The organism is Okeania sp. SIO2C9 (assembly GCF_010672455.1).
Lineage (GTDB): Bacteria > Cyanobacteriota > Cyanobacteriia > Cyanobacteriales > Microcoleaceae > Okeania.
This window is the reverse complement of record NZ_JAAHGO010000010.1, coordinates 161,957-177,068: the sequence shown is the minus strand read 5'-3', so window position 1 is coordinate 177,068 and position 15,112 is coordinate 161,957. Positions and strand designations below refer to the sequence as shown.

7 protein-coding genes and 1 pseudogene are annotated in these 15,112 nt (G+C 32.6%); 2 read left to right on the top strand and 6 right to left on the bottom strand.

The window, feature by feature from the left end; genetic code table 11:
• Positions 1-404 precede the first annotated feature (404 nt).
• The gene (locus F6K23_RS09615) at positions 405-2,711 is read right to left on the bottom strand and encodes a TOMM precursor leader peptide-binding protein (protein ID WP_293153917.1); all 2,307 of its coding nucleotides are present in this window, start codon (positions 2,709-2,711) and stop codon (positions 405-407) included.
• Between the two features lie 78 nt (positions 2,712-2,789).
• Here F6K23_RS09615 and F6K23_RS09610 point away from each other — a divergent pair, with 78 nt between their 5' ends.
• A complete protein-coding gene (locus F6K23_RS09610) occupies positions 2,790-2,987 on the top strand; it encodes an element excision factor XisI family protein (RefSeq protein WP_293154126.1) in 198 nt (65 codons plus the stop codon).
• 51 nt (positions 2,988-3,038) lie between these two features.
• Positions 3,039-4,083: pseudogene (locus F6K23_RS09605) on the top strand (IS630 family transposase).
• Between the two features lie 12 nt (positions 4,084-4,095).
• On the opposite strand, the gene F6K23_RS09600 reads toward F6K23_RS09605, so the two are convergent.
• The 5 genes from F6K23_RS09600 to F6K23_RS09580 form a co-directional block, all read right to left on the bottom strand.
• Positions 4,096-4,344 carry a hypothetical protein gene (locus F6K23_RS09600; protein ID WP_293153915.1) on the bottom strand — a complete coding sequence of 83 codons (249 nt, stop codon included), beginning with the start codon at positions 4,342-4,344 and terminating at the stop codon, positions 4,096-4,098.
• A gap of 89 nt (positions 4,345-4,433) precedes the next feature.
• Entirely contained in the window at positions 4,434-6,983 is a 2,550-nt protein-coding gene (locus tag F6K23_RS09595; RefSeq protein ID WP_293153912.1) for a tetratricopeptide repeat-containing sulfotransferase family protein, read from the bottom strand.
• A 347-nt stretch (positions 6,984-7,330) separates the two neighbouring features.
• Complete coding sequence (locus F6K23_RS09590; protein WP_293153909.1) at positions 7,331-8,848, bottom strand: glycosyltransferase 61 family protein; 1,518 nt, start codon at positions 8,846-8,848, stop codon at positions 7,331-7,333.
• Between the two features lie 1,275 nt (positions 8,849-10,123).
• Positions 10,124-12,169: a tetratricopeptide repeat-containing sulfotransferase family protein gene (locus tag F6K23_RS09585; protein WP_293153906.1), complete on the bottom strand. Its 2,046-nt coding sequence runs from the start codon at positions 12,167-12,169 to the stop codon at positions 10,124-10,126.
• 643 nt (positions 12,170-12,812) lie between these two features.
• On the bottom strand, positions 12,813-14,177 hold the full coding sequence (locus F6K23_RS09580; protein ID WP_293153903.1) for a tetratricopeptide repeat protein: 1,365 nt from the start codon (positions 14,175-14,177) through the stop codon (positions 12,813-12,815).
• Positions 14,178-15,112 lie beyond the last annotated feature (935 nt).

The following is a 15,112-nucleotide window of genomic DNA, read 5'->3' as shown; positions in this document are numbered from 1 at the left end:
CCCAGCAGTCAATTCAGTTATCAGTTAGCCTCTTTAATAGAGGAGCTACGCTATCAGTTAGCTTCCTCCGGAAGAACTGCAGACTTCAGTTATCAGTGACTATCCCCTGAAGTCAGTAGCTTTAAATCAGGAATATTTTAATTTTCATCCCCTTAAAAAGAGAGAATTGTTACTTATTTTTCTTGATCATTAACTGTACTAAAACTTAATTAGAGTAACTTATATCATGTCCGTTCAATTAGTGATAAAAAACTTCCTTCTTCTGATTCTTCTCTCCTGACTCCTGATTTCTAACTCTTGATTCCTCAGTCGTTATTGATAAGTATTCAACTGGACATGATATAACTCCTGACTCTTCCCTGATTATTGATAAGTATTCAATCGGACATGATATTACTAAAAATTTACATCCACATGGGAAAAGGATTTAATTGTTCTTCCATTAAAGACTCTTTCAAATATCCCATTTTTACAGGAACATCATACAATCTTCCTAACCCTAATCGCTTCCACATATGACGCATCCCTGGAACAATTACCTTAGCTACCCTCAACCCAATATCACTACGAGTCTGGTCTAATACTAACAGTTCCATGTCATTTTTCTCAACAATTTGCTGACACAATTTAACATCTTCTAATAGATCGTCACTAGCTAATTGAAAATAATCGTTACTTTTTTTCGACATAATTTGATTATTAGGAACTAGATAAGGTTGATTGATTAAAGTTGCAGTTTGCCACCATTTAAGTGCTAATATATCAGCATAAGGGGGATAATTCGTTGTTCCATCATCCCTAGAAGATAGTACATTAGTTAATATTTGATTCGCCTCAGTTAACGCCCGACTAATAGCTATTTCTGGGTCGAAATGTGCCCCATATCCTAATATAATATCTTCTACTTCTCTATCATTTCTAGAACTAATAGCAGCAAAACAAGGAATATTCAAATCGCTCGTAATATCTAACACCCATAAATCCCGATTCAGACTTTGATAATATTGTTTTAACTGCTGAAAATAAGGTTGTTTAAAACTGTCTAAATCTACTTGAGGTTTTGATAAACGATTGTACCACCATAAAGCCACACAATCCCGTTCTACTAACTCCATAAACCCTTGTAAAATTGCTTCCTCTATCGTATTTCCCGCCGCACAACCATTAGAATCAGCCCAACAATCTAAGAAATCAGAAGAATAAGATTCAGGATAACCATAGTAACAATAAGTAGTGGGTAAATATTTAAACTCTTGAGCAGTTAAAGACCATACAGGAGTCCAATCAATTACTCTCGTTTCATCAAAAGGTTCTGGTACTTTTTGAAACCATCCTTTACACTGAACATTCCACTCTTTTCTATTTTGGTATTGTTGCTCGCTAAAATTCATGCACTGATTCGGATGAATAGCTTTTTCTACCAATTTTTCATAACTCCCTTGCTCTCTAATTTCATCTCCTTGAAACACCCCCGAATAACGTTCGATCGCCTCACAAAAACCGCTAGCTCTTGCTTGACTATCAGTTCTCCCTTTCCCGGCACTTCTGCCACCCATATTTTGACGTAAGCTATCTAAATTGTCGAAAATATTCCTAAAATGATGTTTGGCAACATAAGTATGAACTAATCCTTGACTGGTAATTTTTGCCAATTCTCGCACAACACCCGTAATCGGACTAATATGATGTTGATACTTTCTCAAAGTTTCTTCGGGAGAACAAAAACGATGTCCGCCATCGGCAGTAAAGGCTTTTTTTCGATGTCCTAAAACTACAGGTAAAGGTTGTTTATTAAAGACTTTTCCGCAACTAAAACATTGAGGGCGTTTAACTAAAATGTGGTTTTGAGTTTGTAGAGTTAGATGGTCATAAGTAATCAGATTTCCTGCTAATCTAGGATTGCCTTTTTGGATAATCCATTTAAAAATTTCTGTTGCAGCTATATTTAAAGTTGTTTGAATTGTTGCCTGAGAAAAACCAAGGGGAGAAGTTAAAAGTTTTGCTCCTTCCTTTTTTCTATTAATAAATTCTTCAATCGGTCGATTATCTCGCCAACGTTGAGCAAAACAATCCCAACATCCTGTTTGATTAGGTTGAAATAAAGGTCCTATCCAAGAAATAGTTCCTAATGGTTTAATTAACATCCAAGGAGTTTGAGAAGCTAAAGCCTGTTTGTTAAATTCATCTAAGTTAGGATGGAGATAATCGTCAGTCAAAATAATCGTTAAATCTCCTGAATCAGCCACTTGAATCTGAAAAGATTTTAACAGGGAAATAAAATCTTTATCTGTTACCGAACCTAATGTTTTGACAGTAACTTTAGTCGATTGTAATTGATTATAAGCTTGAGACTGAGAAATCTGAATATGATGACAAAAAATAGCTAAATTAGACGGTAATAATTCATTATTTTCTAATAGATACCCTTGTTTGTTTAATTGAAACAGAGCTTGTTGGATTTTAATACTAAAATTCAGAATCTCTTGAAAAAAATTAGGATTTTCTTGTGTTAATTCTTGGTCTTGTAAAATTTCTAATTGCAGAATATCAATAATTTCATCAACATTTCGCTGACCATCAATTAACTGAACTAAACGATAATAAAGTGGGTCTTGTAAACAGACAGATTCTCTTTCAGATATGAAAAATACCGTATCTGGTTCGAGAGTTTCAATTAAGTAAGCAGGATTAAAACTAGGTTGATTGAGCATATTTTTCAAATTTTCTTGCCAAAATAATTTGATTCTACAAAGAGAATGATGGAGGGTTGATTGAATAATTTTTGATTAATTACTCAAGAATGGGAGGACGATATACAAGTTCATGGATGTTTAGTTCATATAGAAATTATTGGGGATAAACTATGGATACATCGGGGTGGTTTGGAAGATGGTATTGCTAAGGATATAATAAATCGTCGATCTATAACACTGATTTATAGAGGGTTAGATATATTTGTGCAACAAAGCTATAGCATTCCTAAATAGGTCGTCATAGATATAATAGTAATAATAACATCTCCACTTAAAAGAAAAAAAATGAATATTCTACAAGGAACTAGATGATTTTATCAATCAAACATGCATAGGCCAAAGAAATTAAAAGAGCCTTGGCAGTAAAAATGATTTTGTCGGGAAAATCCTACCATGAAGTCAAAGAATTATTAAAGGTTGAAAAGAGTTTTATTAGTGAATGGAAAAACCAAGCACTATTTCACGGCGTAGAAAGTTTAAGGCTTCAATATCAAGGAACACAAGGTTACTTAAAGGCCGAAGAAAAAGAGCAAATAATTGAGTGGTTAAGGGCACAAGATGATCTCAGATTATCAGATTTACAAAACTATTTACAGAAGCAATATAATGTAGTTTTTGAATCTAATCAAAGTTATTATAATTTACTTAAAGAGGCGGGAGTAAGTTGGAAAAAAACTCAAAAAAAATCATCCCGCTAGAAATGATGAATTAGTGAAAGCTAAAAAAAAAGAAATAGAGGAAATGTGGGCAAAATGGCCACCGGAAATCGAAGCTGGAAGCCTGAGAGTGTTTATGATTGATCAATGTCATCTTCGGGCGGGGCGATGTCTGAGGCGATGGTTGGGGAAGAACAGATGAAAGAATAGAAATTAATCTCAAAAATGAAAAAGAAAGACAGACTGATTATGGAGCCTTAGACTATCAAACTAAAGAATTTATTGTGCAAGAATTTGAGAGTGGAAATACTGAAAATACCATCGAATTTATCAAATATTTGCAAAGCGCGAAGGCCGGGTAAAAGATTGGCAATATTTTGGGACGGAGCAACTTACCATAAATCTCAAGAATTTCGAGAATATTTGATGTTAATTAATCAAAATTTATCGCATATAAGAATGGTTGATACATTGTACAAAGTTGGCTCCAAATGCTCCGGAGCAAAATCCTGTTGAAGATATTTGGTGACAAGCCAAAAATTTCATCAGAAAATATGATCATCTTTGCAATTCTTTAAAAGTAGTTAAGTGGCTATTTAAGTTTTTTTGCAGATGGTCAAATATTCGATTTCCCAAAGCTTTTTCAGTATGGAATTTTGCCAGAACCTATTTAGGATTACTATATTTCATAAATTTCTTGTTAAATAATATAGTAGAGAAAATCCCCCAAAAAATACTACAGGAATTGCTATCATCACAATCACTAAGCCTAAAGGTACTCCAAAAGATATGACATAGACGACAATTGCAGTATAAGAAATTAATAAACCTATTCCGGCAAGAGTTAATTTTTTTGGAGTCCATTTAATATCTTTTTTTAGAGGCTTTTCGAGCATTTTTGCATCTTTACCTTTTAAAACTCTATCTCTTGGCATGATCTACTCCTTTTGTTAAAAATTATGAGACTTTTTAATGTGATTTCTTTTGATTTTAACTATTGTACAAAACTGAAGCAAGTTAAATTTTATTCCCAGTTAAACTGCATTTCTAAATATTCCTCTAATCTCTGATTATGAGGTTGAAAATATTCACTCAATCTTTGGCGCATCTGATTATTTATTGGTGAATAAGACCCAGGGTTTAATTTTCTATATTCTGACAGTTGATATTCTGGCAGTTCTAAAAATTCAAATACTTGTTTCATTGTTTCTACAGGTTTCTCATAAAGGTTTTCTCCTTTTAAAATCAGTAGTTGTTCTCTGGGAAATACTGCTAACCATTTATTGATAAATTCTATATAAATACCACGACCTATATAGTTACCTGGTTGCTGCCAATAATTTTTGTCTCCCTCTGGTTTTTTGGGATTTTTTCTGAGTATTTCTAACTCGGAATTTATGGCTGTTTCAAAAGGGCGATCGTCCCAATTTAGTCTAATCCAATGATGGTATTGAGAGAAGGCTCTATCTATAGGATTTCTCAATATTACTAATAGTTTTACTTCTGGAAATACATTATATATTCGCTTGGCAGTTTGATGATTTTCTAGATAGTTAGGGGTTGCTTCTCCGGTGATAAAATTTTCTGATTTAGGAATTGGAGGAAAGTGGGCAAGATACCAATTAATTCCTTTGTTGAAGTCTCGATACCAAAAATGTGTTTCTTTTTTTATTGCTGGTATAACATGAGGGTTTTGAGCGATATAATTTTCTAGTGAAGTTGTACCACTTTTTTGAGCGCCAATAATAATAAAGTTAGGACTTCTGGCATTTTGTAAGTTCCAATGTTGTTTAACAAAGGAGGGATTAAGTTGACGGGTTTTGTTGTAGGAGGCGGTTTGATAATTTTTGATTGCTGCATCTAGGTTTCCTGTTGCTGTGAGAATTTCTCCGAGGTTAATGTAAGACCAAATACTGTCTTGGTTTTCTTGAGTAATTTTTTGAAATAATTCTAATACTTGCTGGAGTTTTCGTTGTTTAATAATAAAATTTAATAAGTTTGAATAGAAGAAAAACCAGGGATATTCAGGTTTGAGTTGAATGGCATTTATATAAGTTATTATGGCTTTGTCGAATCTCTGAAGTTTGAAGAAAATGTTGCCTAGTTGATAGTGAGAACGGAAATTTTTGGGATTTTTGTTGACGGTATCTTGGCAGTTAGTAAGTTCCTGGTCTAGTTGATTTTTTTTGTTTTCTAGTTGAGTCAGTTTGTTAGTAATTTCTGGGTGATTTTGCTGGACTTGCAAACCGAGGTTATAAATTATTATTGCTGCATTAAATAAATTTTTATGCCCTAGTAAGTTTCCTAATTTTAAGTAAAATTCTGGTGCTTCTGGCTGAATTGATAATTCTTTAATGGTGCTGGATTTTTGTTGGTGGAGGTTTTGAATAATCTGGGAATAATAGTGAATAGTTTCTGGTAAATTTGATTGAGATTGTTGTTCGAGAGCATATCCTAATTTTTCATGGATATTTGATAAATCTTGATTAATTTTAAAGGCATAAAGAAAAGCTACTACTGCTTCATTCCACCTTTGTAACTTGATTAATGTTTCTCCTAAACTGTAGTAAGACCAGAGAAAATCTGGATTTAATTGAATAGCTTGATGGTAAGCAAGGATGGCTTTATCTAATTCCTCTTTTTCTTGGAAAATATTTGCTAATTTATGATGAACTACCCAAGTTTCAGGCTGTAATTCTATGGATTTTTGATAAGCAGTAATTGCTGCATCTAAATTTTTTTGATTGACTAAAGCATCTCCAAGACAATGATAAGTAACAGCAGTTTCAGGGTTTAGTTGAAGTGCTTGTTGATAAGAATAAATTGCTTTTTCCCACTGCTGAATATTAGCAAAAGCTTTGCCTAAACTGTGATGAGACCAGGAAAATTTAGGATTAAGTTGAATAGCTTTTTGGTAGTTTAATATAGCTTCTTGCCAATTTGATTCGCCACTATAAATTTCTCCTAAATTATGATGTGCTTGAGATAGATTTTGATTTAACTTAAGTGCTTCTTCATAACAAGCGATCGCTTCTTTTTTTCGCTCATATTTTAATAGAGTTTTTGCCAATTTCAGATATTCTAAATCTGTTGCCCATTCTGGTTTTAAATTCAGTGCTTTATACCAACAAGAGGCAGCTAATTCTGGCTGATCTGTTTGATGCCATATTTGTGCTAAGGCACGATAAGCACTGGCAAAATTTGGTTGTAGTTTTGTGGCTATTTCGTAGCAAGTAATAGCTTGATGCCACTGCTGTTGTCTGACATAAATTTTTCCTAAATTTGCATGAATTTCAGCTAGGTTTGGTTGTTTTTCAATAGCTTTTTTATACCAATCAATAGCTGAGTCTAAGCCATCTATTTTTTCCATAATTTGCCCTATGGTATTGTTAGCTGGTACAAAATCTGGAACTAATTCTAAAGCTTTTAAGCAAACGTTATAAGCCTTTTCAAATTTCTCTTGATTGAGATAAAATTCTGCTTGCTGGTTTAATTGTAATGCTGCTTCCTCTGGGTTTTCCATTAAGTTAATATTAGCCATACTCACTTCATTAATGATTATATCATTAGACATCTCCACCAAAAGAGGGAGTAGGGAGTAGGGAGTAGGGAGTAGGGAGTAGGGAGTAGGGGAAATAATTGATAAATAAGAGTGGGATAATTGATTTTATTTTTTATTATTAGAAATCTCTATTAGTATTATTAACCTATTAACCTTCTTCTTTGTAAGCATTCAGCTTTTAGCTGTCAGCTCTCAGCTCTCATGAGGGGATTTTAATAAATATAGACTGTTTCAGGCAGCTTTTATAGTAAGTATAAATTCTGACTCAATTAGCAAAGTTTTTATCTAAAACTAAAAGTAATAACTGATAGCTGAAGCGCTGACTGCTAAATGCTTACTCTTCCTTAGAACGCAGTGAGTTAAATAATTTTTGTAAGTTTCATTAAGTCTAATAGTTTCTGCAAATCAACAAAAATATCTTTCTTTGCTGGTTCTCTAGAAGACTCTTCATTAAGTTGCTCCCCTAATAAGTAGTAATATTCCAAACCACATACATTGCTAAGTATCCAATAGTATTTAACTATATATTCAGGAGCAAAAAATTCTATAACTTTAGTGCCAGAACTACAAAATACAAGGTTAGTTAATCCTGCACCATGAAGTGCTACTACAACTTTAACACTAGCCAATAATGTTGCCTGCTCTGCAACAGACATTGATTCTAAAGTAATACTTTCAAAATCAAATTTATCTAAAAAACTGATTACTTCTTCCTCATTAACTACTCGTCGTCGTGATGATTCTTTCCGACTAATATATATCCTTTCTGTTTGATAATATCTTGTTTTTTTAGCTTCCTCTGACAAAAATGAATTTCTTAAAAAATCACATCCCCACTTAGGGATTCTCAGATATTTTCCATCGGAATAAGAGAAGGAAGGAACTAATAATCTTTCAGCTTGTATATAGGGATAAATTTCGCTTTCTATAATTTTGTCTTGGGATATACCCAAAGATTCTATAGTTTCTCTTTGAAATTTTTTCTGGCATTGATTAACTACGAATTTATCTATTTTCAAATTACTAAGAAGTAATAAATGAATTCGAGTTACTATATCAAACATCCAATGAAAATAATTATTTTTACCCCATTTTATTGATAATAAAGCAACTGTTCCTTCTATATTATAGATAGATGGTAGTTCTGATGAAGAGATAATTAATTCAGCATTTCTTGTAGAAACTTCTGATACTAGCTTATTTTCAGAGGTTATTACTGCGGTAACTCCCACGTTAATATAACCTTTTCCTCCAGGTACTACTGTGACAAATGCTGATTGTGAATATACTTTTCTACTTCTAAAAATGTGATGAGTTTGTTTTTCAATTGTTTGAGAAGCTAGCATATTTACTTCAGTAGCTGAAAATATTTCTATCTTACTTATATTCTGCTCATATTTAGCTTCTAAATCAAGTGCTTTGTTAGTGTATTCTTTTGTTAACTCATGCTTACCTAAACTTTGCCATATTTTAGCTAAATTTCGATAAAATCCGGCAAAAAGTGGTTTAAGACTAATAGCTTTATTATAAGACTTTATAGCTTTTTCCCATTGCTGTTGCCTAGCAAAGATACTACCGATATTTGCATGAGCTTCTGCTAAATTTGGATTATATTTAATCGCTTTTCTGTAAAAATTTTTAGCTAATTCCAACTTCCCCATTCTTTGTAATATATTGCCCTGAGTTTTATAAACTTCCCCACAATTTGGCAAAATTTCTAAAGCTTGGGAACAAGTATCATAAGCTAGATCTAACTTTCCTTGAGATAAATATATTTCAGCTTTTTGCTTTAAATTCAATACGGATATTTTTTGATTATTTACATCCAACATATCTTCAGTAACTCCTAAAAACAAATAGTTAATGACTAACGACAAACCAACAATTATCTTTTTGTTTTGAGTTGAATATCTCGCCTCCTATAGAATATTTACAATTACTTGAGGTGTGAGTTCCCATCCACTTTTGACTTTTTCCGAGCTTCAGTCCTTACTTGTTCAACATTTACATCCGACATATTTTCAGTAACTCCTAAAAACAAATAGTTAATGACTAACGACAAACCAACAATTATCTTTTTGTTTTGAGTTGAATATCTCGCCTCCTATAGAATATTTACAATTACTTGGGGTGTGAGTTCTCATCCACTTTTGACTTTTTCAGTCCTTCAGTCCTTACTTGTTCAATATTTACATCCGACATATTTTTAATAACTCCTAAAAACAAATAGTTAATGACTAACAACAAACCAGCAATTATCTTTTGATTTTGAGTTGAATATCTCGCCTCCTATAGAATATTTACAATTACTTGGGGTGTGAGTTCCCATCCACAGTATTTTGGCATTACAAGTAGTGGCGAGAATCAAAGATAAATGGGTTCTATAGAAAATATACTTCCTGTTTTCTCTTCTGAAAAGCTTTATCTGTAAGCTTTTTAAGGTTTAATAATTGGTTAAAAAAAACTTTTATATAAGTTAAATTTATAAAATTTTGTCAAATATATTTGGAATTTAAACTAATTTTTCCCAAAAAAGTTTAAATGAGCTATTTAGGGGGAAAAATGGGGATAATTTGAGTGCGATCGCGCTTTCCTTGGCCATTGATTAAAAGTTTTGATATGTAAGAAATATAGGGTGGTTGCTTGTGAAAAAATTTTCGTGTATTTTTGAGGTAAGTAATTCGCTCTGCGTAGGTGCTTATTAAGATGAAAAAGAGAATTAGTGAGTGGAAGTGCGTTCGCGTAGCGGAACGGAGTTCTATCGCATAGCGGAACGTAGTTTTATCAACTTTGGATATATTTTTTGACTACATCAATTTTTACCCAGGCAAAGATACCAAATGGGTTCTATAGGATATTTACCAATGGATAATTGATAATTAATAATTGATAATTAATCCCCAAAGGTTTAAAACCTCTCATGAGCAAGGAGACAAAAGCGGTCGAGGGATGGCGAGGTCTCCTCGCCATATCCAATTGACCAAGAGAAGAAATCAGATTTTCTGATATTCAATTCCGTAACAGTTTTAACCATAGGTAATTATCCATTATTCATTATCCATTATCAATTAATGAAAATTGGTTGGGGTGTGAGTCCTCATCCACTTTTTCCTTTTTCCAACTTCGGTCTTTCCTCATTCCTTATTCAATAATTACCAATTAAACTTCATTCCTAAATATTTCTCTAATCTCTGATTATGAGGTTGGAAATATTCAGATAATTTTTGACGTAGCAAATCGGAAATTGGTGCATAAGAACCAGAATTCAACTTTTTATATTTTGGCAGTTTATGTTCTGGCAAACCTAAAAAATCAAACACTTGTTTCATAGTAATATCAGGTGCTTGATAAAGGTCTTCTCCTCTCAAAATTAAAAATTGTTCCCTCGGAAATACTTCCATCCATTTCTGGATAAATTCTATATAAACACCTCTCCCTATATAATTTCCTGGAAGTTGCCAATATTTTTTATCTCCTTGAGGTTGTTTAGGAGTAGTTTTGAGTATTTCTAATTCTTGATTAATAGCTACTTCAAAGGAGCGGTCTTCCCAGTTTAATCTTTGCCAATGATGGTATTGAGAAAAAGCTCTATATACAGGGTTTCTTAAAATGACAAATAGTTTAATATCAGGTAGTAAACTATAGATTCTTTCCGCCACTTTATAATTGACTAAATAATTAGGAGTAGCTTCTCCAGTAATAAAATTTTGCGATTGAGGAATAGAAGGAAAATGAGCTAAATACCAATCAATTCCTCGATGAAATTCTCCTGACCAAAAATGTGTTTCCTTCTTAATAGCTTGTAAAACTTGAGGATGTTGATTAATGTAATTTGCCAAAGAGGTTGTACCACTTTTTTGAGAACCGATAATAATGAAATTAGGATTTGATGGGTTATTAAAATTCCAATGTTTTTCTACAAAAGTAGGATTGATTTTTTTTGTTTGATTGTAACAGGCTGTTTTATAACTCCTAATGGCTGCTTCAATATTTCCGATTTTTGTAAAAATTTCCCCTAAATTGAGATGACAAAAAAAACTATTTTGCTCAATTTTGGTAGCATTTTGATATAAATTTAATACTTCCTCAAGCCTATTTTCTAATAAATTATTCCATAAGACTGAATGATGAGAAAACCAAGAATGTTCTGGTCTAAGTCTAACAGCTTCTAAGTGAGCATTAATAGCTTCTTTTTTTTGATAATTGTGCAAAAAAGCATCAGCTAATTTATAGTATGCACCAGAAAATTTTGGGCTGATAATAGTTGATTTATGGTAAACATAAATTGCTTCATCCCATCGTTGTTGCTTAATATATATATTACCTAAACTGTAGTAACCCCAAAAAAAATTAGGGCTGATTTCTAGAGATTTTTGGTAACAGGCGATCGCTTGCTCTAGTTCACCTTTTTCTTGAAAGATATCTCCTAATTTTTTGTGGAATAAATGATTTTCTGGTTTGAGTTTTATCGCACTACTATAGGCGGTGTGGGCTGAATCATATTCTTTTTTTTCTTGGAAAACTGTTCCTAGTAAGTAGTAAAGTCTAGGATTTTTAGGAGCGAATTTTATGCCTTGTTTTAAAACTACTAAGGCTTCCTCTAACTCGCCATTTTGACTCAGGATTTCTCCTAATTCTTGATATGCTGCTGATAAATTGGGGTTTATTTTAATAGCATTACGGTAACAGTTAATTGCTGCCTCTATTTTATCTAACTCTAAAAGTTTATTTCCTAAATTTAGATGTTCTGTAGCTGTCAATGATTCTGGTTCTAGAATAACTGCTTGATAATTACATTCTGTGCCTAATTTTTCTTGACTAATACTGTGCCATACTTTAGCTAAATTTCGATAAACTCCTGCTAAATTTGGTTGGATTTTGAGGGCTTTTTCATAAGTTGAAATTGCTCGTTCCCATTCCTGTTGTTTGGCATACATACTACCCAAGTTGGCATGAGCTTCCGCAAAATTAGGTAGTATTTGAATAGCCTTATTGTAGTAATTTTTTGCTGCTTCTATGTCGCCTTGTGCTTGAAAAATATCTCCCATAGTTTTACAAGCTGGTGCAAATTCTGGTTGGCTATTTAATGCTTGTAAACAAGCTGCATAAGCCTCATTTAACTTTCCATCGGCTAGATGAGATGCTGCTATTTGATTTAAATTAATTGCTAGTTTTTTTTGATTTTCATTATTAGACATACAGCAGTTTTCCAGTTGATAAGGTACAAAGTTTTATGCTTGAGGGAACAGGCAACAGGCAACAGGGAATAAATAAAAATTATAGATTCATCTAAATTATATAGGGTCTGATTCGTTAGACATAATAAAAATATTTTTCTTCATTGTTTTGAGAATGTCGGAAATTTCCCACCATTTTTTACCTCCTACTCCCTATTCTCTTTTCAATAAGTTATATCGGGTCTGATTAATTAGATGTCATCAAAATACTTTTGTTAATTATCTGGAGAATGTCGGAAATTTCCCACTATTTTTTACCTCCTACTCCCTATTCTCTTTTCAATAAGTTATATCGGGTCTGATTAATTAGATGTCATCAAAATACTTTTGTTAATTATCTGGAGAATGTCGGAAATTTCCCACTATTTTTTACCTCCTACTCCCTATTCTCTTTTCAATAAGTTATATCGGGTCTGATTAATTAGATGTCATCAAAATACTTTTGTTAATTATCTGGAGAATGTCGGAAATTTCCCACCATTTTTTACCTCCTACTCCCTATTCTCTTTTCAATAAGTTATATCGGGTCTGATTAATTAGATGTCATCTTAGGATTAATGTTTACCACTCCCCCACTCCCCCACTTCCTTACTCCCCCACTCCCTTACTCCCCTACTTCAGATGGTAATTGATGTTGATGTCTACATTTTTCTGCTGCAGAGCGATCGCCTAACTGTTCAAAAATATAAGCTATTTTTTCGTAAGCTTTATGGTAGTCTGGTTTAATTTGTATTGCTTTTTTCAAACATTCAATAGCATCAGACCAATTTTCTTGTTGGATATATGTTTTTCCTAATGATGTATATAACCAGCAAGAATTAGGATTAATTTCAATAGCTGTTTGATAATTAATAATTGCCTCATCTAGTTGTCCTAGTTCTTGTAAAGCATCTGCTAATTTACGATAAAATAAATAGTTATCTATTTTTAATTCTATAGCTCGACGATAAGCTGGAATTGCTAAGTGCAATTTTTTTTGTTGACTTAGTGCTTCGCCCATTTTATAGTGAAGTCTAGCTAAATTAGGATTAAGTTTGAGACCACTTTGATAAATAATAAGTGCTTGATTTATTTTTCCCTGCTTGAGCAATACTTCTCCTATTTTACAATAAGCATCCCAATTTTTAGGGTTACTTTTAATCGCTTGATGATAAGAAGTAATAGCTTGATTTAACTTACCCTGTTCATACAAAATATCTGCTAAATGTTTGTGAGACCAAGGAAAATTGGGATTAAGTTCTATAGCTCGTTTAAATGCCTCAATTGCATCATTTAACTTGCCTATATCTTGGAAAATTGTGCCTAATTTGTAAGAGAATATCCAGTTTTCCGGCCAAAGCTTAATCAAATGTTGATAACAATTGATAGCTGAATCTAATTCTCCTCGCTCTACAAAAATTTCTCCTAATTTAGAGTAAGCTTCCGATAAATTAGAGTTTAATTCTATTGCCTCACGATAATTAGCTATTGCCTCTTCCGTTTGACCTTCATTTAATAAAATATCTCCATAATTCACTTTTTCCAAAGCAGTCTTTTCTAATTCAATTTTTTGAGCTTGAGACCAATATTTTTTTGCCAAACTTAAATTACCTAGTTTTTGGCAAACCCTAGATAAATTTCGATAAGCACCAGGCAAATTTGGTTGTAATTCAATAGCTGTTTCATAGCAAGCTATAGCTGGCTGCCATTCATTTTGTTTGGCATATAAACTCCCAATATTTATGTATATCTCCGCCCAATTTGGCTGCTGCATCATAGCTTTTGTATACCAATTTATCGCCTCTTCTAACTTTCCCATTTCCTGTAATACATTTCCTAATGTTTTACAAGTCAAAGGATAAACTGGTAATATTTCTAGAGATTTTTCACAATACAAATAAGCCTCATCTAATTTTCCAGCTTCTAAATAAGATTCTGCTTCTTGATATAAACTAAAAGCTGACATTTCTGGAGTTAAAGTCGAATACATATTGATGTTTTAAACTTTTGAAAATAATATGATAACTTGATTGTAGCCTACCTAGATTTCAATCTCTCTTTTTTTTGGCAAAAATATTGGGTCTCAAGCCTTCCTTTTTCAGGGGATAATAAAGAATATTCAGTATTTTCGTAGCCTCTCTATTGCAGGAAATACTAATAATTGCTGACTGTTAACTGATAACTAAATAACTGAATTAGCTCCTAATCCCAGTTCAATTTTATTCCTAAATACTCTTCTAGGCTTTGGTTATGAATTGGGAAATAATCATTTAAACTCTTAGGAATTGATCAATCAATAATACTCTTCTAATCTTTGATTATGAATTGGGAAATAATCATTTAAACTCCTATGGATTGATCAATCAATAAATGTTTAAAATAATACCATAACGCAGTTCCTCCGGAGGAGGCTAACTGATAACTGATAACTGATAACTGAAAAAACCTGATTGTAGCCCACCCAGATTTCAATCTCTCTTTTTTTGACAAAAATTTCGGGTGTCAAGCCTTCCTTTTTCAGGGAATAAAAAATCAAATTCAGTATTTTCGTAGCCTCCCTATTGCAAGAGGTACTGATCAATGTTGACTAATTACTGATAACTGAATTTACTCCTAATTCCAGTTATACTTCATTCCTAAATACTCTTCTAATCTTTGATTATGAATTTGAAAATAATCATTTAAACTCCTATGGATTGATCAATCAATAAATGTTTAAAATAATACCATAACGCAGTTCCTCCGGAGGAGGCTAACTGATAACTGATAACTGATAACTGAAAAAACCTGATTGTAGCCCACCCAGATTTCAATCTCTCTTTTTTTGACAAAAATTTCGGGTGTCAAGCCTTCCTTTTTCAGGGAATAAAAAATCAAATTCAGTATTTTCGTAGCCTCCCTATTGCAAGAGGTAATAATAACTGT

Bases quoted from the DNA above. Each gene is read 5' to 3' on its own strand.
- F6K23_RS09600 (WP_293153915.1), bottom strand. From the start codon at position 4,344: ATGCCAAGAGATAGAGTTTTAAAAGGTAAAGATGCAAAAATGCTCGAA.
- F6K23_RS09595 (WP_293153912.1), bottom strand. From the start codon at position 6,983: ATGTCTAATGATATAATCATTAATGAAGTGAGTATGGCTAATATTAAC.
- F6K23_RS09580 (WP_293153903.1), bottom strand. From the start codon at position 14,177: ATGTATTCGACTTTAACTCCAGAAATGTCAGCTTTTAGTTTATATCAA.
- F6K23_RS09585 (WP_293153906.1), bottom strand. From the start codon at position 12,169: ATGTCTAATAATGAAAATCAAAAAAAACTAGCAATTAATTTAAATCAA.
- F6K23_RS09615 (WP_293153917.1), bottom strand. From the start codon at position 2,711: ATGCTCAATCAACCTAGTTTTAATCCTGCTTACTTAATTGAAACTCTC.